Annotated in this window: 20 protein-coding genes; 12 read left to right on the top strand and 8 right to left on the bottom strand. The window is 35.4% G+C overall.

Going from position 1 to position 19,368, the window contains the following annotated elements; all coding sequences use genetic code 11:
- Positions 1-86 precede the first annotated feature (86 nt).
- From OGZ34_RS13185 to OGZ34_RS13175, 3 genes are all read left to right on the top strand, one after another.
- Complete coding sequence (locus OGZ34_RS13185; RefSeq protein WP_263360489.1) at positions 87-1,004, top strand: homoserine kinase; 918 nt, start codon at positions 87-89, stop codon at positions 1,002-1,004.
- 141 nt (positions 1,005-1,145) lie between these two features.
- Complete coding sequence (gene thrC, locus OGZ34_RS13180) at positions 1,146-2,435, top strand: threonine synthase (protein ID WP_263360488.1); 1,290 nt, start codon at positions 1,146-1,148, stop codon at positions 2,433-2,435.
- A gap of 253 nt (positions 2,436-2,688) precedes the next feature.
- The gene (locus OGZ34_RS13175) at positions 2,689-3,501 is read left to right on the top strand and encodes a hypothetical protein (RefSeq protein ID WP_263360487.1); all 813 of its coding nucleotides are present in this window, start codon (positions 2,689-2,691) and stop codon (positions 3,499-3,501) included.
- Between the two features lie 199 nt (positions 3,502-3,700).
- Here OGZ34_RS13175 and OGZ34_RS13170 read toward each other — a convergent pair whose 3' ends face one another.
- The 4 genes from OGZ34_RS13170 to OGZ34_RS13155 all read right to left on the bottom strand — a co-directional run bounded on the left by OGZ34_RS13170 (position 3,701) and on the right by OGZ34_RS13155 (position 5,894).
- Positions 3,701-4,018 (bottom strand): helix-turn-helix domain-containing protein, encoded by a 318-nt coding sequence (locus OGZ34_RS13170; RefSeq protein ID WP_263360486.1) that lies wholly within the window; start codon positions 4,016-4,018, stop codon positions 3,701-3,703.
- A 16-nt stretch (positions 4,019-4,034) separates the two neighbouring features.
- Positions 4,035-4,235, bottom strand: coding sequence for a hypothetical protein (locus OGZ34_RS13165; RefSeq protein WP_263360485.1), 201 nt, complete (start codon positions 4,233-4,235; stop codon positions 4,035-4,037).
- Positions 4,236-4,303: 68 nt separating this feature from the next.
- Complete coding sequence (locus tag OGZ34_RS13160) at positions 4,304-5,242, bottom strand: hypothetical protein (RefSeq protein WP_263360484.1); 939 nt, start codon at positions 5,240-5,242, stop codon at positions 4,304-4,306.
- Positions 5,243-5,423: 181 nt separating this feature from the next.
- Positions 5,424-5,894 (bottom strand): JAB domain-containing protein, encoded by a 471-nt coding sequence (locus OGZ34_RS13155; RefSeq protein WP_263360483.1) that lies wholly within the window; start codon positions 5,892-5,894, stop codon positions 5,424-5,426.
- A 161-nt stretch (positions 5,895-6,055) separates the two neighbouring features.
- Here OGZ34_RS13155 and OGZ34_RS13150 point away from each other — a divergent pair, with 161 nt between their 5' ends.
- From OGZ34_RS13150 to OGZ34_RS13130, 5 genes are all read left to right on the top strand, one after another.
- Positions 6,056-6,247, top strand: a complete 192-nt coding sequence (locus OGZ34_RS13150; protein ID WP_263363137.1) for a helix-turn-helix transcriptional regulator — start codon at positions 6,056-6,058, stop codon at positions 6,245-6,247.
- 22 nt (positions 6,248-6,269) lie between these two features.
- Positions 6,270-6,836, top strand: a complete 567-nt coding sequence (locus tag OGZ34_RS13145; RefSeq protein ID WP_263360482.1) for a hypothetical protein — start codon at positions 6,270-6,272, stop codon at positions 6,834-6,836.
- Positions 6,837-6,922: 86 nt separating this feature from the next.
- Entirely contained in the window at positions 6,923-8,449 is a 1,527-nt protein-coding gene (locus tag OGZ34_RS13140) for a S10 family peptidase (protein ID WP_263360481.1), read from the top strand.
- Between the two features lie 149 nt (positions 8,450-8,598).
- Positions 8,599-9,105 (top strand): GNAT family N-acetyltransferase, encoded by a 507-nt coding sequence (locus OGZ34_RS13135; protein WP_263360480.1) that lies wholly within the window; start codon positions 8,599-8,601, stop codon positions 9,103-9,105.
- A 240-nt stretch (positions 9,106-9,345) separates the two neighbouring features.
- Complete coding sequence (locus OGZ34_RS13130; RefSeq protein ID WP_263360479.1) at positions 9,346-9,894, top strand: HutD family protein; 549 nt, start codon at positions 9,346-9,348, stop codon at positions 9,892-9,894.
- A gap of 202 nt (positions 9,895-10,096) precedes the next feature.
- Here the strand turns inward: OGZ34_RS13130 and OGZ34_RS13125 are convergent, their stop codons facing one another.
- Positions 10,097-10,666: a Crp/Fnr family transcriptional regulator gene (locus tag OGZ34_RS13125; protein ID WP_017498240.1), complete on the bottom strand. Its 570-nt coding sequence runs from the start codon at positions 10,664-10,666 to the stop codon at positions 10,097-10,099.
- Between the two features lie 218 nt (positions 10,667-10,884).
- Between OGZ34_RS13125 and OGZ34_RS13120 the strand changes: the two genes are divergently transcribed.
- Positions 10,885-11,997: a pectate lyase family protein gene (locus OGZ34_RS13120; RefSeq protein WP_263360478.1), complete on the top strand. Its 1,113-nt coding sequence runs from the start codon at positions 10,885-10,887 to the stop codon at positions 11,995-11,997.
- Positions 11,998-12,282: 285 nt separating this feature from the next.
- Here OGZ34_RS13120 and OGZ34_RS13115 read toward each other — a convergent pair whose 3' ends face one another.
- The 3 genes from OGZ34_RS13115 to OGZ34_RS13105 form a co-directional block, all read right to left on the bottom strand.
- A complete protein-coding gene (locus OGZ34_RS13115; protein WP_017498237.1) occupies positions 12,283-12,666 on the bottom strand; it encodes a DUF3037 domain-containing protein in 384 nt (127 codons plus the stop codon).
- On the bottom strand, positions 12,656-13,438 hold the full coding sequence (locus OGZ34_RS13110) for a HipA family kinase (protein WP_263360477.1): 783 nt from the start codon (positions 13,436-13,438) through the stop codon (positions 12,656-12,658). The genes OGZ34_RS13115 and OGZ34_RS13110 overlap by 11 nt, the downstream gene beginning before the upstream one ends.
- A 331-nt stretch (positions 13,439-13,769) precedes the next feature.
- On the bottom strand, positions 13,770-14,615 hold the full coding sequence (locus OGZ34_RS13105) for an NAD(P)H-hydrate dehydratase (protein ID WP_263360476.1): 846 nt from the start codon (positions 14,613-14,615) through the stop codon (positions 13,770-13,772).
- Positions 14,616-14,873: 258 nt separating this feature from the next.
- Between OGZ34_RS13105 and gcvT the strand changes: the two genes are divergently transcribed.
- The 3 genes from gcvT (at position 14,874) to OGZ34_RS13090 (ending at position 19,140) form a co-directional block, all read left to right on the top strand.
- A complete protein-coding gene (gene gcvT / locus OGZ34_RS13100; RefSeq protein WP_263360475.1) occupies positions 14,874-15,956 on the top strand; it encodes a glycine cleavage system aminomethyltransferase GcvT in 1,083 nt (360 codons plus the stop codon).
- A 235-nt stretch (positions 15,957-16,191) separates the two neighbouring features.
- Positions 16,192-18,222, top strand: a complete 2,031-nt coding sequence (locus tag OGZ34_RS13095; RefSeq protein WP_263360474.1) for a S41 family peptidase — start codon at positions 16,192-16,194, stop codon at positions 18,220-18,222.
- Between the two features lie 204 nt (positions 18,223-18,426).
- Positions 18,427-19,140 carry a YebC/PmpR family DNA-binding transcriptional regulator gene (locus OGZ34_RS13090; RefSeq protein WP_173967295.1) on the top strand — a complete coding sequence of 238 codons (714 nt, stop codon included), beginning with the start codon at positions 18,427-18,429 and terminating at the stop codon, positions 19,138-19,140.
- Positions 19,141-19,368 lie beyond the last annotated feature (228 nt).

Genomic DNA, 19,368 nt, shown 5'->3' with positions numbered 1-19,368 from the left:
TTGCGAAAAAACCTGGCGAACTTTGCGGTTAAACTCACAAAGTTTGGCAACTTAAACTTTAAACCTGAAACCTGAAACAACAAAAAATGGAAATAAAATTATTCTGTCCCGCTACAATTGCAAATCTCTCATGCGGATTTGACGTACTTGGACTTTGCTTAGACAATGCGGGCGACGAAATGATCGTTCGGAAATCAGATCAAAAGGGAATTCGAATTACCAAAATTGAGGGAGCCGATTTGCCTTTAGAGACCGAAAAAAACGTTTCAGGGGTTGCGGCTTTGGCCATGTTGGAGACACTTGACGTGGATTACGGATTCGAAATCGAAATTTATAAACATATCAAAGCCGGAAGCGGAATCGGAAGCAGTGCAGCCAGTTCTGCCGGAGCGGTTTTTGGAATCAATGAATTGCTTGGGAGACCTTATTCCCGCAAGGATTTGGTGCAATTTGCCATGCAGGGCGAAAAACTGGCCAGCGGAAACGCTCATGCCGACAATGTCGCTCCTGCCCTTTTAGGCGGATTTACGCTCGTAAGAAGTTACGCTCCCTTAGACATTATCCGAATTGACAGCCCGGAGGAATTGTTCGCTACGGTGGTGCATCCTCAAATCGAATTGAAAACTTCGGATGCGCGTTCGGTACTAAAACAAAACGTTTCGCTTAAAAGCGCTATCATGCAATGGGGAAATGTAGGCGGACTTGTTGCCGGATTGTACACCAAAGATTACGACTTAATCGGACGTTCGCTTCATGACGAAATTGTAGAGCCTTTACGAAGTGTTTTGATCCCGGGATTCGACCAAATCAAACAAACCGCTTACGAAAACGGTGCCTTAGGCTCCGGAATTTCAGGTTCCGGCCCTTCTATCTTCGCTTTAAGCCGTGGAAAAGAAACCGCAAACCAAATCGCCAAGGCCATGAGCAATGTTTACGAAAAAATGAATTTACCGTATGAAATTCACGTTTCAAAGATTAATCCCGATGGTGTCCGCGTCCTTTAGGACGGGACGCTTTAAGCAATAGGCTTTAGGCAATATGCTTAAAACCATTGCGAAAATAAAATCATGAAAAAAGCAATAAGCTATACGTACTAGGGAAAAAGCCTAATGCCTAAAGCTTAAAGCTTAAAGCAATAAAAAAAAATGAAATACTACAGTTTAAACCATAACGCCCCAAAGGTTTCGTTTAAGGAAGCCGTAATACAAGGACTCGCGAGTGATAAAGGATTATATTTCCCGGAAAATATCACGGCTTTAGATCCTGCTTTTTTTGATACAATCAAAAATTTAAGCCACGAGCACATTGCTTTTGAAGCGATCAAACAATTCGTTGGCGATGAAATACCGACAGACAAATTAAAAGAAATCATTGCAGATACTTTGGTTTTTGATTTTCCGGTAGTGAAAGTCGAAGATGGAATCTACTCTTTAGAGTTATTCCACGGCCCAACCATGGCGTTTAAAGACGTTGGAGCACGTTTTATGTCGCGTTGTCTGGGGTATTTCAACAAAGACAAAAAAGACGCTAAAAACACTGTTCTTGTAGCTACTTCCGGAGATACAGGCGGAGCGGTCGCGAGCGGATTTTTAGCCGTTGACGGTGTCGATGTGGTGATTTTATATCCGTCAGGAAAGGTGAGCGACATTCAGGAAAAACAATTAACGACTTTAGGACAAAACATAAAAGCGCTAGAAGTTGACGGTGTTTTTGACGATTGCCAGGATATGGTCAAAAAAGCGTTCTTAGACGAAACTTTAGCACACAAAAACCTGACTTCGGCCAATTCTATTAATATTGCTCGCTGGCTGCCGCAAATGTTCTATTTTTTCTTTGCTTATAAAGCATTGAAAAGCCAAAACAAACCATTGGTTTTCTCTTGTCCAAGTGGGAATTTCGGGAATATTTGTGCCGGAATTATGGCAAAGAAATTAGGTTTGCCAATCGAACATTTCGTAGCCTCCACCAACGTAAACGATACGGTGCCAAGATTCTTAGAAAACGGAAAATACGATCCAAAACCTTCTAAAGCAACAATCTCTAACGCCATGGACGTTGGAAACCCAAGCAACTTTATTAGAATACAGGAATTGTACAATAATGACTTAAAAGCTTTCGAAAAAGACTTCTCTTCTTATAGTTATACTGATGAAGAAACACTTGTTGCTCTAAAAAATATTTATAACACAAACGGTTATATCGCAGAACCACATGGTGCTGTGGGTTATTTAGGTTTGAAGAAAGAACTGGAGAAACACCCTAACACCATTGGTATTTTCTTAGAAACGGCACACCCGATTAAATTCTTAGATGTAGTTGAGCCTGCATTGGGAATTACACTTCCTATTCCTGCACAGATTGAGAGTGTTATTAATGAGGAGAAAGTTAGTGCGAGGATCGGGAGTTATGAGGAATTGAAGGATTTCCTGGGTTAATGAAGCTAATATGAAATGATATATCGAACGAGTGAGATTTATTTTCAGTCGTTTTTTATTGCATTAAACCAAAATTATTTTGAGTTAGCAAATAAAAATATCAAGTACGGAAATCCGTAAAAATTAGCAAGGAATAATATATATATTTGAAAAACAAGAAAACGAAATAAACCTTCATTATCTACCTAATCTTAAATGTATATACAAAATTTGTTTTTGTCTATAAATGGTTACTAGAAAACTTTAAAACACTATGACAACAATTGCATCGTTTGTATCTATTAGTGATGCAAAAAAGAAAACTCTGTCAATGATAAGTGATAGTAGAATTTCATGGACGACTGATGAAAAACCAGATATAGTTGTTAACAAATATGACTTTTCGCAGAAAATATTCAAAATTGAAGATACATTAGATATTTTCGGTTACTGCGGAGATAGTCTTTTCTGCCTTTCAAATATCTCGCAAATAATTTCATATCTACGAAGTTCTGTTGATTACAGAGAGGCAGATGCAATTGAAAAACGTCGTAATATAATATATAGCTTAATTGAGGATTCAATAAATAACTATCCTGGTCATGAAATTCGGCAAAGCTTTCGAGTATATTGGAATAGCATTTTTGGAGAGGAACTATATAGTTTTAAATTCTTTTATAAAAAGAATACAGGAAAATTTGATGTGACCCAACTTGAAATTCCTGAGAAAACAGGTTTAGTTTTCAAAGATGGTTCTGGAGAAACTTTTTATGGTAACGAACTTAGCACATATTATCCGTCGAGTGAACCAACTTCTAGATTTTTTTTTAAAGCATTAGTTGATGTGATTGAAAAAGAGCATGATTCAAAAACAGGTGGACCTCCTCAAATGGCTTGTCTAAATCATTTCAAAAAATCTATCACTTCAGTTTCAATACTTTATAAAAGCAAGTATTATCTAAACGGTGTTCATGATATATATTCATCAAATGGCGAGAATGTAGAGTTTAGAGATACCGATTTCAACTTTTTAACTCCTGAAGGCAAAACAAGAAATAATTACACAGGATCATTTCCTAAAAAATAAGTCTACTGTTAACAGCTTTATGAAATTAGGGTTTTATGCAAATTATATGCATTTTAATCTCGCGAGCGTCCCACTCGTTAACACAAAGAAATTCAAAAATTTAAAATAGGCACGAACGAGACGCTCGTAAAAGTTTTTCTTGTTTGATTAATGATTGAAATAAAAGGATATCTCGATACTAGATATCCTTTTACTTTATTTATTCTTTCAATGTCAAATCTTCTTTATCAACCGAAAAAATATCTATCAAATAATTTTCAATACTTGGAGCAAGGATTTTATAAAGCGGTAGCTTTTCTTTAGGCACATCATTTTCCGAAATACTCAAAAAATGAATTACAGCTACTGGTACGTTTAAAACTTCACTCAGCTTTTCTAGTGTCTCTGACTGAGGCTTAAAAGTACCACTAATGATCTGTGATAACGCAGTAGGACTTTTACCAATTAATTTGGCAACTTCTACTTGTTTCATATTTCGTTTTTTGATTAAAAGTTTAATTACTTTACCTATTTCCATAATAAAATTATTTTCATTAAAACATGGATGCAATAGCTACACCTGCACTTATTACTTCTATTAATTTAAATGCTATTTGAAGCTTTTCTTCCTCTGTTTTTGCCCTTGGAATCTCTCCTTTTAGCATTATTAACAATTCTCTTGTAACATCATTCATCTCTACATTTGATAGAGCATTATCGATTTGAGATATAATCTCTTCATTACTTTTTTTCATTTCTTTAATATTTTAATTTAAAAATCTAAAATATTAAGGTTTAGAAAACCATTTAAACCTTAATCCGCTTAAGCTGTTAAAGAAAATGAATGGTATTCGTCATCTAAGTTTTTGAAATGAAAACTATTTATTTTTCTAAAGAATTCTCTTTTGTTTAATGCACTCTTTTTGAAACAATTGAATATCGATATTATTACTTTGTTTAAGATTTCTAATTCAAAAACAGCACGATTAATCGTCTCTTCTAATTCTTCAATTTTTGTAAAATGTGTCCAAAGGAAATCCTCTAAACCAATAGTATATGTGAAATCGAAATCACCATTTATAATATAGTTTTTCAGATTTTCTAAACTCTGCTGACGCTGAGCGTAATCACGGTCTAATAATTCTTTTGTAGATCGATAAAAATTATTATAAACATCACTATAACTAATACTTCCGTTTAAAACTTTTTCAACTTTTTTACTTATTTCATCCTTTAGAATACGATTCTTTACTACATCGTATTCGGCAAAAGATTGCAAGCTTTCATAATGGTTTAAATTTTTAAAACTACTATGAAATTTTAAATTATCAGACTTCCACTTTCCTGATTTTGGAACAAAATGATCCAAATCCCAAGAATTTGATAAACTTACTTCTTTATATTTTGAAGTAATCGGTAAATAAAATGAAGAATTAATCTTCTCTAAATACTTTTGGGAACGCACGAATTGTTGCAAATCATCCCATTTATTAGTCATTCCACTACTTTTGAATGACTTATAAAGTATTAATGAGTTTTCATTAATATTAAAATCGGCGGTTGTTGCCAAATTTTGGTATTTAGAAAAGAAAGTATTTGATTCTTCAGTTTTCGAACTTACCAGATTTAAGTTCTTACAGTAATCAGAAATTTTACTAAATTGAGATTGAATTTTCATTGTATTAGAAATTCTCTCAACTGCTTTTAATTGAGCATTAAGTCCTGAAGAGAAATTAGCAATATTTCTTAATGAATTATTCATGATTCAAATTTAAGCCAAACTTAAACAAATAGCAAGTTTATTTTGTTGTTTTTTTGTTAAAACTTTATAGCACACCCTAATTTAGGTAATAAACTTGAAAATAATATGAACTAAACCGCTCTCCTCCCTGCTAGTGCTAGCAATGGTATTTTTTTACTCAAACACGGAACTTTCTGATTGTTTACATAATACCATTATCCGCAAAAGAATAATAACTTTCTGGAGTAATAATCAAATGATCTACTACTTCAATATCCAGAATAATACCTGCATCTTTAACTTTTTTAGTGATCACTTTATCGGCAGGAGAAGGAAGTGCTTTTCCCGATGGATGATTGTGAAGCATAATAATAGCGGTTGCTTTGGCTTTAAGTGCTGCCGTAAACAATAATCTAAGATCGACCGTAGTTGCGGTTATGCCTCCTGTCGACATTTCATAAATTCCAAGTACCCGATTGGCCTTGTTGAGTAAAAGAATTTTAAACTGCTCTAAAAACTCTATTTTGTCCGGATTCCAGGATTGCAAAGCCAGCTTGTAAGTTGCTTTAGATGAAGTGATCTGAGGTCGTTCTGATACTTTTACTTTGGTTTTGTAAATCAGTTCAATTTCTGATGCGATTCTCCAATCTTCCTTTCCTTTCTTCACTTTCATAATGACTATATCAAATTACAATACAAATATATACTAAATTACAATATTTTACAATACATTTTTATATTATAATTTAACACACTAATAGAAAAGCTATCAATATGCAATAACTTTCTATGCTAAATATTATTATAATAAATCAATTAATGGCTGATATTCAAATGAACAGGATTAAAGAAGTTCTAAAAGAACAAGGAAGAACACAAACATGGTTGGCCGAAAAAATTGGAAAAAGTTATGTCGTGGTAACGAATTACTGCAACAATAATGCTCAACCAAGCGTTGAAGTTCTGAGAAAAATTGCCGAAGTATTAGATGTTGATGTTAGAGAATTGTTGGTTTCAACAAAATAGACAAAAATAGCAGCTTAGCAGCATGAACAAAAAGCTAAAAATCTTTTTTATTATTCTAATAATAGTGTCTTCATTAGGGTTATTATATTATTATGGAACCATATTTCTATGCGAAATTAGCGTTAAATGCAAAGATTGTGATCAAACTTCTCAGTCAGAAAAAGAATCAAAAGAAAATAAGTTTTATTATGGGTATTATACCTGTGATGTTTCTGAGTTTAATCTAAAATACAATAACGGAAAAATAGAAATCGGAAATATCTGGGTCGAAAAAGTTTGGCATTATAATACTGATGATTGCTTTAGTGATGACTACAATATCAAGGTAATTAATAACCATGGTTATAATATTGTAGTAGATTTTAAAAAATCAGCAGATGAATTTCTATTCGATTTCATTCCTCTCATTAACAATATCAAGGACAATACAAATGGTGGAATTGAAGATAGCAGAAAAACTTTGAGATATAGAAGACTCCCACAAGAGATGAAACTTATAGTTGTTGAAAGAAATCCGGATATGAATTTTGGTTGGACGAAAAAAATAGTATCAGATACATTGACATTAAAACTAATAAAGTATGAATGAATAAAATTTTTATTTTTTTATATCTTTAAAAATTCTAAATACAGCCACCTGTTTAGAGCATTAATTTCTATTAACACCCTATTTTTATGAAAAAAACATTACTTGTATTCCTTTTAGCCGGATCCTTAATTTCATCTGCTCAGGAATCAAAACCAAAAGCTCCCCAAGCCCCTGCAAAAGAAGAAAATTCGCCTTCTAATCTTACTTTCAATCCGGATGCTAGTGTTATCACCAATCACTCCGTTACCATAAAAGGGCAAAAAGTTCCTTATAAAGCCACAACGGGTACGATGCCGGTTTGGGACGAAGACGGAAAAGCAATTGCGGGATTGTTCTACACCTATTATGAACGTTCTGATGTAAAAGATCAGGCTTCGCGTCCGTTAGTTATTTCCTTTAACGGTGGTCCTGGTTCTGCTTCGGTTTGGATGCAGATTGCTTACACTGGACCTAGTCTCTTAAACATTGATGATGAAGGATATCCTGTACAGCCTTACGGAATAAAAGAAAATCCGTATTCTATTCTGGATGTTGCTGATATTGTTTTTGTAAACCCTGTGAATACCGCTTATTCCAGACCTACCAGCAAAGACATTCCCACTACAAAATTCTTTGGCGTAAATGCCGACATTAAATACCTGGCCGATTGGATCAATGGTTTTGTAACCCGTACCAATCGTTGGGCTTCCCCTAAATACCTAATTGGTGAAAGTTATGGTACTACCCGTGTCTCGGGATTGGCACTTCAACTGCAAAACAGCCAATGGATGTATCTTAACGGAGTGATTTTGGTTTCTCCAACTGAATTAGGAATAACACGCGGTGTAGTTTCTGATGCTGCTCTTAAATTGCCTTATTTTGCAGCTACTGCCTGGTACCACAAAATGCTTCCAGCTGATCTGCAAAACAAAGATTTAACGGATATGTTGCCCGAAGTGGAAGATTTTACCGTAAACGAACTTCTTCCTGCATTGACCAAAGGAGGATCTCTGGACGAACAAAAAAGAAAAGAAATTGGCGCTAAAATAGCACGTTATTCCGGTATTCCGGAGAAAGTGATCCAGCAAAACAATTTAGACCTTCCTTATGATTATTTTTGGAAAGAATTGTTAAGAGATAAGGGTTATACGGTAGGAAGACTTGATTCGAGATACAAAGGAATTGACCGCAAAGACTCAGGCGAAAGCCCTGATTTTAATGCAGAACTTACTTCCTGGTTGCACTCGTTTACGCCAGCCATCAATATGTACCTACGCAACAATCTGAACTATAAAACAGACTTTAAATACAATATGTTTGGTTCCGTACATCCTTGGGACAGATCTAACGATAAAACTGGCGAAAACCTGAGACAGGCTATGGCACAAAACCCCTATTTGCATGTCATGGTACAATCCGGATATTATGATGGTGCCTGTGATTACTTCAATTCTAAATACGATTTATGGCAAATGGATCCGAGTGGAAAACTAACGGATAGAATGTCATGGAAAGGTTACAGAAGCGGTCACATGATGTACCTAAGAAAAGCCGATCTGGAAGCTGCCAACGAAGACATCAGAACCTTCATAAAGCAATCCTTACCTAAAGCCGGACAACCTGCAAAATACTAAATCGAACCTCTTGGGTTTAATGAACAAAAATTGATTTAACACATAGAAATAAAATTTCTCTCGCAGATTTAACAGATTACTTAGATTATTTTATAGTGGTCTTAGAAAACAGTTAAATCTGCGTGAAAAAATTACAACTACAATAATTCATGATTACAAAAGCTTCCTTACAGGACATTCCGGCGTTAACCGTTTTAATCAATTCGGCCTACAGAGGGGAAACCTCCAAAAAAGGCTGGACAACCGAAGCCAATTTATTAGAAGGAAAAAGAACTGACGAACAGGAAATGACCGAAATTTTTCTGGATCCTAAAAACACCATTCTAAAATACACCGAAAAGGACCAAATTATCGGTTCGGTTTTATTGGTTGAAAAAGGACACCAATTGTATTTAGGAATGTTAACCGTTTCACCGGAATTACAAAACAGTGGTATCGGAAAAAAGATGCTGGCCGAAGCTGAAAATCATGCAAAAGCTTTGGGATTATCCAGTATTATTATGACCGTAATCTCGGTTCGGGAAGAACTTATTGCGTGGTACACACGTCACGGCTACGTTGATACTGGCGAGAGAGAAGCTTTTCCGGTAAGTGAGATTCACGTTACTATCTCTGAGAAACCTCTGGAGTTTATTTACTTAGAGAAGGTTATTTAGTTTTAGTTGTTTCATGTTTCAAGTTTCAAGTTTCATGTTTCATGTTTTACCGCAAAGTTCGCAAAGAATTACGCAAAGATTCGCAAAGGTTTCTTTTAAATCTCGCAAAGTCGCTAAGGCGCAAAGTTTTAGTTTTTATTTTCTTTGTGACTCTGCGACTTTGCGAGATTATTTTTTAAGATAATAAAATACCTTTGAACCTTTGTCACTTTGCCCCTCTGAACCTCCAATAATAAAAAAATGATCCTACACCTTTTACCCAAAGAAAATTGTAAACCCGCTGTTTGGAGCGGTGGATTGACGTATGAATATATGATATATCCAAAAACAGCAAACTACGCCGATAGAGATTTCGCATTCAGAATAAGCAGTGCTACCATAGAGCAGGAACCATCGGTATTTACTCAATTTAAAGGTTATCACCGATATCTGGTTATGCTTGATAACGGCCTGGATATCGAGATAAACCAAGAGAAAAAGGTATACGGGCAATATGAAATCATGGAATTTAACTCCAATGATGCTGTAACTTCTTATACAAAAGGCATCGATTTTAACTGGATGGTTTCTGAAAAAATATCCCACCATCAACTGAAAGTAACGAATTCTAATCAAAATTGTAATGCTCAAATCGTACTTTTATTTTCTTTAGATACAACCGTTATCCAAATTAATGAGAAGCCATACGATCTAAAACCTTACGATTTACTGGTGATTGAAAATTCGGAAAAGGCAGATATGAAACTTCGCTTTTCTAATAAATGTCTCTTTGGAATATTGGATTTTTAATTCCGAAATGAATTTAACCGCAACGTTCGCGAAGGGTTACGCAAAGTTTTTTTAGACGGTACAGTATATGCTCGCAAAGATGCAAAGTCGCAAAGTTTTTTAATTGCTTTGCGTCTTCGCGACTTTGCGAGATTCTTTTAATACTAGGTAAACACATTACTATCTCTACTAAAAAAACTCAGCCCCTTAGCCTCTTAGAACCTTAGCAGCTCCTCTTAATCTTTGACAAAAACTCGTGAGAAACTCCCAGATAAGAGGATAAATTCCGGTTATTGATTTTATTTGCTTTATGCGAATAGCGCTTTATAAACTCCAGATATCTTTGCTTAGAAGTTTTGTTCAGGAGATCTATAAGTCTTTGCTGAATGGCAATATTAGCCCTTTCAACCATTAAAATATGAAACTGAATCAACTTGGGTACCTGCTCAAACAAAAGTGCTTTGTTTTTCTTACTGATCACCAGGATTTCACTTTCTTCTATTGCTTTGATATTATAAGTCGTAGGCTTTTGATGGTAGAAACTTTCAAGGTCACAAATCCATTCATTTTCGAAAGAGAAGAAAATAACACTTTCGGTTCCGTTGTCATTTAAAATATAGGTTTTAAAAGTACCTTTCAAAATAAAGCCTTCATAAGAATTCTTTGAATCCTGAATCTGCAGAAATTCGTTTTTCTTAAGTTTAATAAACTTTACTTTTTCAACTACAAAATTCCATTCCTCATCTGTTAACGGAATCTTGCGCTCGATACTTAATCGTAGGTCTTTGTACATATGGTATTTACTTTTTATTCTTACTCAGGGGCGTAAGCAGGTGAATGAATGAAAAATAATGCAATCGATTACACAAAAATATACTTTTTTGTAATGTAACGGCTACCGAAAACACATTTAACAGTAAATTATTTTCAAAACATTGAACTTGTTCAACTTTTTTCATCCTAATTATAAGCAGATTTGCACTATTAACTATTTAACCAAACTTAATTATTATGAAATTTAAATCAACAATCTCAGTGTTTCTATTGACATTGATTTTCGGTTTTGCAGCCTGTAATACCGAAGAAATTGCTACACCACAAAGTAGTGAAAATGCTACTATCGAGACCTCTACAACAACTTCCGGCAATTTGACGGCAAAAATTGGAAACTGTGCCCAGGTTCCGGGATGGGCTTCTCAAAATGGAGGAACAACTGGTGGAGGTTCCTCTCCGGAAGAAGTAGTTTCGAATTATACACAGCTGAAATCGGCTATCGAAAACAGTGCGGTAAAAGTGATTAAAGTTACCGGTACCATTACGGTTACTACAAGATTATCACTACAGGATCAAAGTGGCAAAACCATTTACGGTGCAAGCGGTGCCAAGCTGGTTTCTACCAACCAAACGAAAGACGGTTCGGGTATCATCAACATTAAAAGATGTACGAATCTGATTATCAGAAATCTTATTTTTGAAGGCCCGGGTGCTTATGACACAGATGGCTGGGACAATGCAATTTTAGATGATTGTCAAAATGTATGGGTAGACCATTGTGAATTCAGAGATGGGGTTGACGGGAACTTCGACATCAAAAATAAATCAGATTTTGTTACGGTTTCGTATACAAAATTCGGTTATTTAAAAGCTCCTAAAGCCGGAGGTCCCGGAGGTTCCGACGATCACAGGTATTCTAATTTAATTGGTTCCAGTGATGGTGCAACTGCCGATCGTGGAAAATTACGAATCACTTTCGCTCGCTGCTGGTGGGCTCCGGGCTGCAAAGAAAGAATGCCTAGAGTGCGTTTTGGAAAAGTACATCTGGTAAACAACTTCTTTAACAGTACGGTAAGTAATAAATGTATTGCCGCAGGTTTTGAAGCGAGTCTAAATGTAGAAAGCAACGTTTTTGAAGGTGTAAAAACTCCTATCGATCTAATGAGCGGTTTTACTGCTGTTACAGCAACAGACAATGTTTTCACCAATACAACCGGAAATCAAGCCGGAAGTGGTACTGCTTTTACTCCACCCTATTCGATCGTAAAACTGAACAAAACTGCTGTTAAAGCTGATATCTCTGCCAATGCAGGAGCAACTTTAGGCGGCAATATCTGCGGATCGTTTTAATCAGTTACAAATAATAAATACAAGTTAGTTTTATTTTGGAACCATGGATTACAGTTTTGTAGTTCGTGGTTTTTTTGTTTCAAGTTTCTTTTGTTTCAGGTTATTTTGTTTCAGGTTTCAAGTTTTAGGTTTCAAGTTTTGATGCAAAAACTGCAATGATTTTAATCTGTTTCAAATTTTATAAAATATAAAAGTTCGCAAAGCTTTACATTAAACCTTTGCGAACTTTGCGTAATTCTTTGTGTCCTTTGCGGTTAAAAAAACCTTTGCCATTTTGAACCTCCTCTAAAGCACCAATTCTTCAAATAATCTCTGAATCGTCTTTTCTAAGTCCTGACATAAGCCCGGATGAGGTCTTGACGTTTGTATTGCAGAACTTCTAATGGCTGTGAGCCATCTAAAACGTTCCGGAATCTCAAATTCAGCGATCGGTCCGCCGTCTTTGGCTCCATTAACAATCTTTTCTAATGACGTTAAATTACATTCTAACTGTTCGATGTCAAAGTCGGCAGAAAGGGCTTGTATTCTTTCTTTATTCAGATGAAAAAGAACTTTTATGAATTTCTTTTTTTTGCAAAACAAAATGATTCCGATATTCAGAAACTCTTCGCGCTCTACTCTTGGCACCACGCGGATTACGGCATACTCATATAAGTGATTATCTTGCATTTTGTGCCTGGTTTACAAAGATTTCTGAATGATTTAATCGGGTCTGCAAAAACTGCAAATACACATTTCGCAAGGTTTCTGGTTCTTCGTCGGTATCTTCCCATTGCAGCCATTCCAGCGGAATTGTATTTACAATCTCTTCTAATATTTCGTGCGATAAAAGTGCTTTAAATTCAGCATCCACTTCCTTTAAAAGCGAAGCTTGCGGCAGTAAAACGTGATCTTTTATTAATGCAAACGGACTTTTGGCATGCTGTTCCCAATTGTTCCAGGAATGATGAAAATACAAGCATGCACCATGATCAATCAGCCATAATTCTTTATGCCAAATTAGCATATTTGTATTTTTGAAAGTACGGTCGACATTGGTAATATAAGCATCCAGCCAAACAATTTGCGAAGCCAGCTTAGCATCAACGGTGGTCACAACAGGATCAAATGTAATGGCACCCGATAAAAAATGGAGTGCCAGATTTAATCCCTGACTTCCTTGCAGTAAATCCTGAATTTCTTCATCAGCTTCGGTTCTTCCAAACGCTTCGTCAAGATTGGCGAAAACTAATTCCGGAAGCTGTAATTTTAAGGCTTTTGCGATTTGTCCACCCACCAATTCGGCAATCAAAGCTTTTACACCGTGACCGGCTCCTCTAAATTTTAAGACGTATTTAAAATCGTCATCGGCTTCTGCCAAAGCAGGTAAAGAACCTCCCTCGCGCAATGGCGTTATATAACGCATGACGTTTACTGTTCTGAGATCGAAGTTGTTTTTCATTTTTTTCTAGATTCAAAGATGCTAAGAAACTGAGCTACTAAGTTTCTAATCTTTGAGATTACAAACTTACGTTTTTTGATTTTAGATTATACAGACCAGATTTTAGATTTTTTCTTGTTCGTGGAAATCAAGCAGCTTTATTCTCAGTTTTGGTATCCTGAGCGAAGTCGAAGGACACTTGCTTAGACTTACTTAGACTGCTTAGACTTTTTTTACCGCAAAGTTCGCAAGTTTTTTTCTTTAAGATTTTTATAAAGCGCAAAGGTTCGCAAGGCTTTGTGCAAAATCTTTGCGAGTCTTTGCGTAAAACTTTGCGAACTTTGCGGTTAAATTAAACCAAACTCAGAAAAGCTTTTCCCAAATACTTAATAATAGTAGAAGCCGTAAAAGATTCATAACCTGTTTTTGGTAACGCAATATCGGCTGTGAGTCCGTGGAGGAAAACGCCTAGTTTTGCTGCGTATTTAGGTTCGTAGCCCTGCGCCAGTAAGCCTGTAATGATTCCTGTGAGGGTATCTCCGCTTCCGGCAGTGGCTAAAGCTGCATTTCCCGTGGTGTTTTCGTAAATCTCAGTCTTAATGATGATGTAGGTTGGTGCGCCTTTCATCACAATGATTACTTTGTACTTTTCTGAAAAAGCAATCGTTTTTTGAAATTTTTCCGATTCTGAATTCCACTTACCTATTAAACGCTCGAGTTCTTTCGGATGTGGTGTCAGAATAGTATTTTCAGGAACTAATTCGAGCCAGGTTAAATTTTCTGCCAAAATATTAAGGGCATCAGCATCCAATACTAAAGGAGATTTGTTCACTCTTAAAAACTCAAAAAGCGCTTTTTGGGTACCAAGTTCCACTCCTATTCCGGGTCCAATTCCAATTGCCTGAGGTACTAACGGAAGATGAATGCTGGTCAGGAAATTAGTATTTTCATCGGTTATTACCATCACTTCCGGAATCGAGATTTGCAGAATTTGATAACCGCATTTTGGCACAAAAACCGTTACTAGTCCGCAACCCGATTTTAAACAGGATTTTGATGCTAAAACTGCCGCTCCTACTTTTCCGTAACTTCCGGCAATGATAACCGCATGCCCCTGAAGTCCCTTATGAGTTATAGGATTTACCGGTTTGAGAAATTTTAAAACCTCTTCTCTTGTAATTAGAAATGGATCTTTCATCGGACAGATTTAATTACTTAAAGTTACATAAAAAATAAAGATGTAGGCACTTGGTAAGATCCTAAAATCAGATTCTGTTATCGCTAGTATGTTTCTTTCATTCCTTAGAAAACCAAAACACCAAAAAACTATTGAAACTGCGGGATATTGCTTCGTATGCATAAATCGGGCAAGAATATTGCGAATTTTAATAATTTAGTATATAAATCTTCGATATTTTTTAAATAAATTTGCGACACAATTTTATAAAACAACACAATGAAAAATACTGCGCTTACGCACATACATGAGAGTTTGGGAGCGAAAATGCTACCTTTTGCCGGATACAATATGCCTATTACCTATGAGGGCGTAAATGCTGAACACGAAACAGTTCGCAACAGTGTGGGCGTTTTTGACGTTTCGCATATGGGAGAATTTTTGTTGACAGGTCCAAATGCTTTGGCTTTGATTCAAAAAGTAACTTCAAATGATGCTTCGACTTTAACGATCGGAAGAGCACAATATTCTTGTCTGCCAAACAACGAAGGTGGAATTGTAGATGATTTGATTGTATATAAAATGAAAGAAGAAGAGTATTTATTGGTTGTAAATGCTTCAAATATCGAAAAAGACTGGAACTGGATTTCTTCGCACAATGATTTGGGTGTTGAAATGAAAAACATTTCTGATGATTATTCTTTATTGGCCATTCAGGGACCAAAAGCGGTTGAAGCTATGCAGTCTTTATCTTCTATCGACTTAGGAGCTATTACATATTATCATTTTGAAGTAGCTGATTTTGCAGGATTCAACGATGTTATTATTTCTGCAACTGGTTATACCGGTTCTGGCGGATTTGAAATTTACTGTAAAAATGCCGATGCTGAAGCTATCTGGAATAAAGTTTTCGAAGCGGGTGCCGCTTTCGGAATTAAACCTATCGGATTAGCTGCTCGTGATACATTACGTCTTGAAATGGGATTCTGTTTGTACGGAAATGATATTAACGATACGACTTCACCTTTAGAGGCCGGATTAGGTTGGATCACTAAGTTCACTAAAGATTTTACCAATTCAGAAAATCTGAAAAAACAAAAAGAAGAAGGTGTTACCAGAAAACTAATTGCTTTCGAAATGCAGGAGCGTGCGGTACCAAGGCATGACTACGAGATTGTAGATGCTTCAGGTGCTGTGATTGGTGTAGTTACGTCAGGAACTATGTCACCTTCTATGAACAAAGGTATTGGATTAGGATATGTAACCATACCTAATAGTGCTGTTGACAGTGATATCTTCATCCGAATCAGAAAAAATGATGTAGCTGCTAAAGTGGTTAAATTACCTTTTTACAAGAAATAATATTTTATCCTAAATATTCTAAAAATGCATTGCTTAACAAGTAATGCATTTTTTTTATAGTTTTTTTTCTGCCACAAATTCACGAATGATTGTAAATAAAAAAGGCTGCCAAATTCGTGAATTCGTGGCGGAAACTTTGCAGAATAAAAATCATCAGAATGTAAGAATTTTTAGAAAAGTATAACCTTTTATGAAAAAATAAGCGTAATTTTAATCTGAACGAAGATTTCCATTTATGAAAAAAATAGCACTGGTGTTGATGTTAATCACAAACTTTCTGTTTAGCCAAAGCAGCGACCCAACCTGCGAAATAGTCAACAAAATAAATGCAGTTATTCAGGAGCAGCACGTAAGGCCTAAACTGGTCGATGATAGTTTATCGATTTTTGTCTTTGATAATCTGATTAATGAATTGGATCCCTCGCGAAATATTTTCTTCAAAACAGAATACGATGAAATGGCAGAGAAATACCGTACAAACTTAGATGATTTCATTCTTAGTAATGATTGTAGTTTTCTGGCTGATGTAACTTCCAAATACAAAGAAGGTCTTTTGAGAACCAAACAAGTTTTGGAAAAAATTCAGACCACGCCTATTGATTACAACAAAAACGATACAATCCGATTTTATAAAAAATCTTTTCCTTTTTACCTAAAAAAAGAAGGTTTGGAAAAAGCTTGGCTCAAAAAAATTCGGTACCAGATTCTAGATGAGATAGCTGAAACAAGTGACAATTTAGATTCTATCAAAGCTAATTTTCAATCTATCGAACTCAAGTCAAAAAAACTAATTGTGTCGAATGAGATCTGTAGAATTAATACCCTTTTGGAAACGAATACCAAACAGGAAGAAAAATTCTATAATTTTTTCTGTACCTATTTCGATCCGCATACTGCCTATTTTAGTGATGATTCAAAAACGAGTTTTGTGGCATCACTCTCAAAAGAGCATTTGTCATTGGGAATGACTGTCAATCTCAATGAAAAAAATGAAATCATTGTAGCCGAACTTGATCCCAATGGTCCTGCTTATCAAACGGGTCAGATTAAAAAAGGCGATCAGATCATTTCAATATCCAATCAAAAGGAAACTTTGCAGGTTTCCTGTGCTTCGCTGGAATCCATTTCGACTTTGATTTTATCAGAATCCAATAAAAGCATCACACTAACCTTAAAACGAAATTCAGGTAAAAGCTTTGATGTGTATATCGAAAAGAAGGTGATGAAAGACGAAGAGAACTCTGTTTTCAGCTTTATTATTGGAAAAGACAGTAAAATTGGCTACATCAAAATCCCTAGTTTTTATGCTGATCTAGAAGGTAATAGCCGTAAAGGCTGTGCCGATGATGTGGCGCGTGAGGTTATAAAACTGGAAAGAGACGATATAAAAGGTCTGGTAATTGACCTTATTGACAACGGTGGGGGATCGATGGAAGAAGCTATAAAACTGGCCGGAATGTTTATCGATTATGGACCACTTTCTATTGTTGTAGATCGCAATCAAGGAAAATCGGTTATCAATGATCCGTATAAAGGACTCATTTACAAAGGACCAATTGTAATTTTGGTAAATAGCAATACTGCTTCGGCAAGTGAGTTTTTCTCTTCTATATTACAAGATTACAATCGTGCTTTATTATTGGGAAGTACTACGCTTGGAAAAGCTACCATGCAAACGATTCTTTCACTTGACGAAACTAAAAATACCGATTATTTAAAAATCACTATTAATAAGTTCTACAGGGTGACAGGTAAAAGCCATCAATACATAGGGGTGAAACCAGATGTAGTTCTTCCGGAATTTTACGAAGGTGTTTATCAAAAAGAAAGCGATTTCCCAACTGCAATTAAAAATGATAGTATCAAACCATTCTTAAAATTCAGACCTTATGTAAAAAGAGCACTGATCGATAAATTGGCTAAAAATAGCACAACAAGACTATCCGATAATTACTTTTTTAATAATATAAAAGAAATCAATCAAAAAATTGATCAGTTGGTCAATACGCCTAAAGCAGAAATTCCGATGACTTTGGAAGCCGTTTTCAAACAGAAAAAAAATGTAAATTCTCTTTGGAAAGAGATCAATACTTTTAACGACGAAAACAACCCTTTAGATGTTTATAATTCAACGGTAAATCAGTTTTTACTCGGTGTTTATCCCAATGACAAAACAATCAACCAGTACCAGATCGATAATCTTAAAACGAATCCGTACCTAAATGAAGCCGTGAATGTTATTAATGAGTTTAATGCGTGGAAGTAGTACTTGGCTATAGGCTGTAGGCAATAAGCTGTAGGCATTGAACGTTAGACTTTCGACTTTACAAAAGGGAGTTAAGACAACCTGAAACCGCAAACTTTAAACTTTTTAACCTCTAAGTCCTAACTATCACTAAAAAAGAATTCAATTGATTTTGGAAAAATAAGGAATAACCGTATTTTTGCCTCACAAAACTAAAAATTAGAAATGGGAAGAGCGTTCGAATTTAGAAAAGGAAGAAAAATGAAACGTTGGTCAGCAATGGCTAAAACATTTACCCGAATTGGTAAAGATATCGTTATGGCCGTTAAAGAAGGTGGCCCTAACCCGGAGGCCAATTCTAGATTAAGAGCTGTAATACAAAATGCAAAAGCCGCTAACATGCCTAAGGACAATGTGGAGCGTGCGATAAAAAATGCAAGTAATAAAGATACTGCCAACTATAAAGAAATTCTGTTTGAAGGATATGCTCCTCACGGAATTGCAATTTTAATTGAAACAGCATCTGACAACAATAACAGAACGGTAGCAAACATCAGAAGCTATTTTAATAAGTGCAATGGAACCATGGGAACTCAGGGTTCAGTTGAGTTTATGTTTGACCATACTTGTAATTTCAGAATTGCAAAAGGTGAAATTGATGCCGAAGAATTAGAATTAGAACTAATTGATTTTGGTGCTGAAGAAGTTTTTGAAGACGAAGACGGAATCTTAATCTACGCCCCTTTTGGAAGCTTTGGAGCTTTACAAAAAGAGCTTGAAAACAGAGGTTTGGAAATCTTATCTTCAGGTTTTGAGCGTATCCCTCAAATCACAAAAGAACTTACTGAAGCTCAAATCGCAGACGTTGAAAAACTGATCGAAAAAATCGAAGAAGATGATGACGTGATGAACGTTTATCACACGATGAAAGAAGAATAAAAGTTTACATTTTTATATTACAAAAAAACTCCGGATTGCTCCGGAGTTTTTTTTGCTATAATACGGAAAGCCGTAAAGAATAAACTTAAAGATTGTTTATGTTTGGCAAAAATTTAACAAAACCAACATTTGGCAAAAAACGAGGGTAAAATTATTAATCTTACCGCTTTTCGATTGAAATTTATAATTTAATCCTTAATACAAATTTTAAATAAATAATTTTTTTCC

Origin of the sequence: Flavobacterium collinsii, from assembly GCF_946903285.1 — a bacterium.
GTDB lineage: Bacteria > Bacteroidota > Bacteroidia > Flavobacteriales > Flavobacteriaceae > Flavobacterium > Flavobacterium collinsii.
This window is presented reverse-complemented; position numbering and strand designations above follow the sequence as displayed.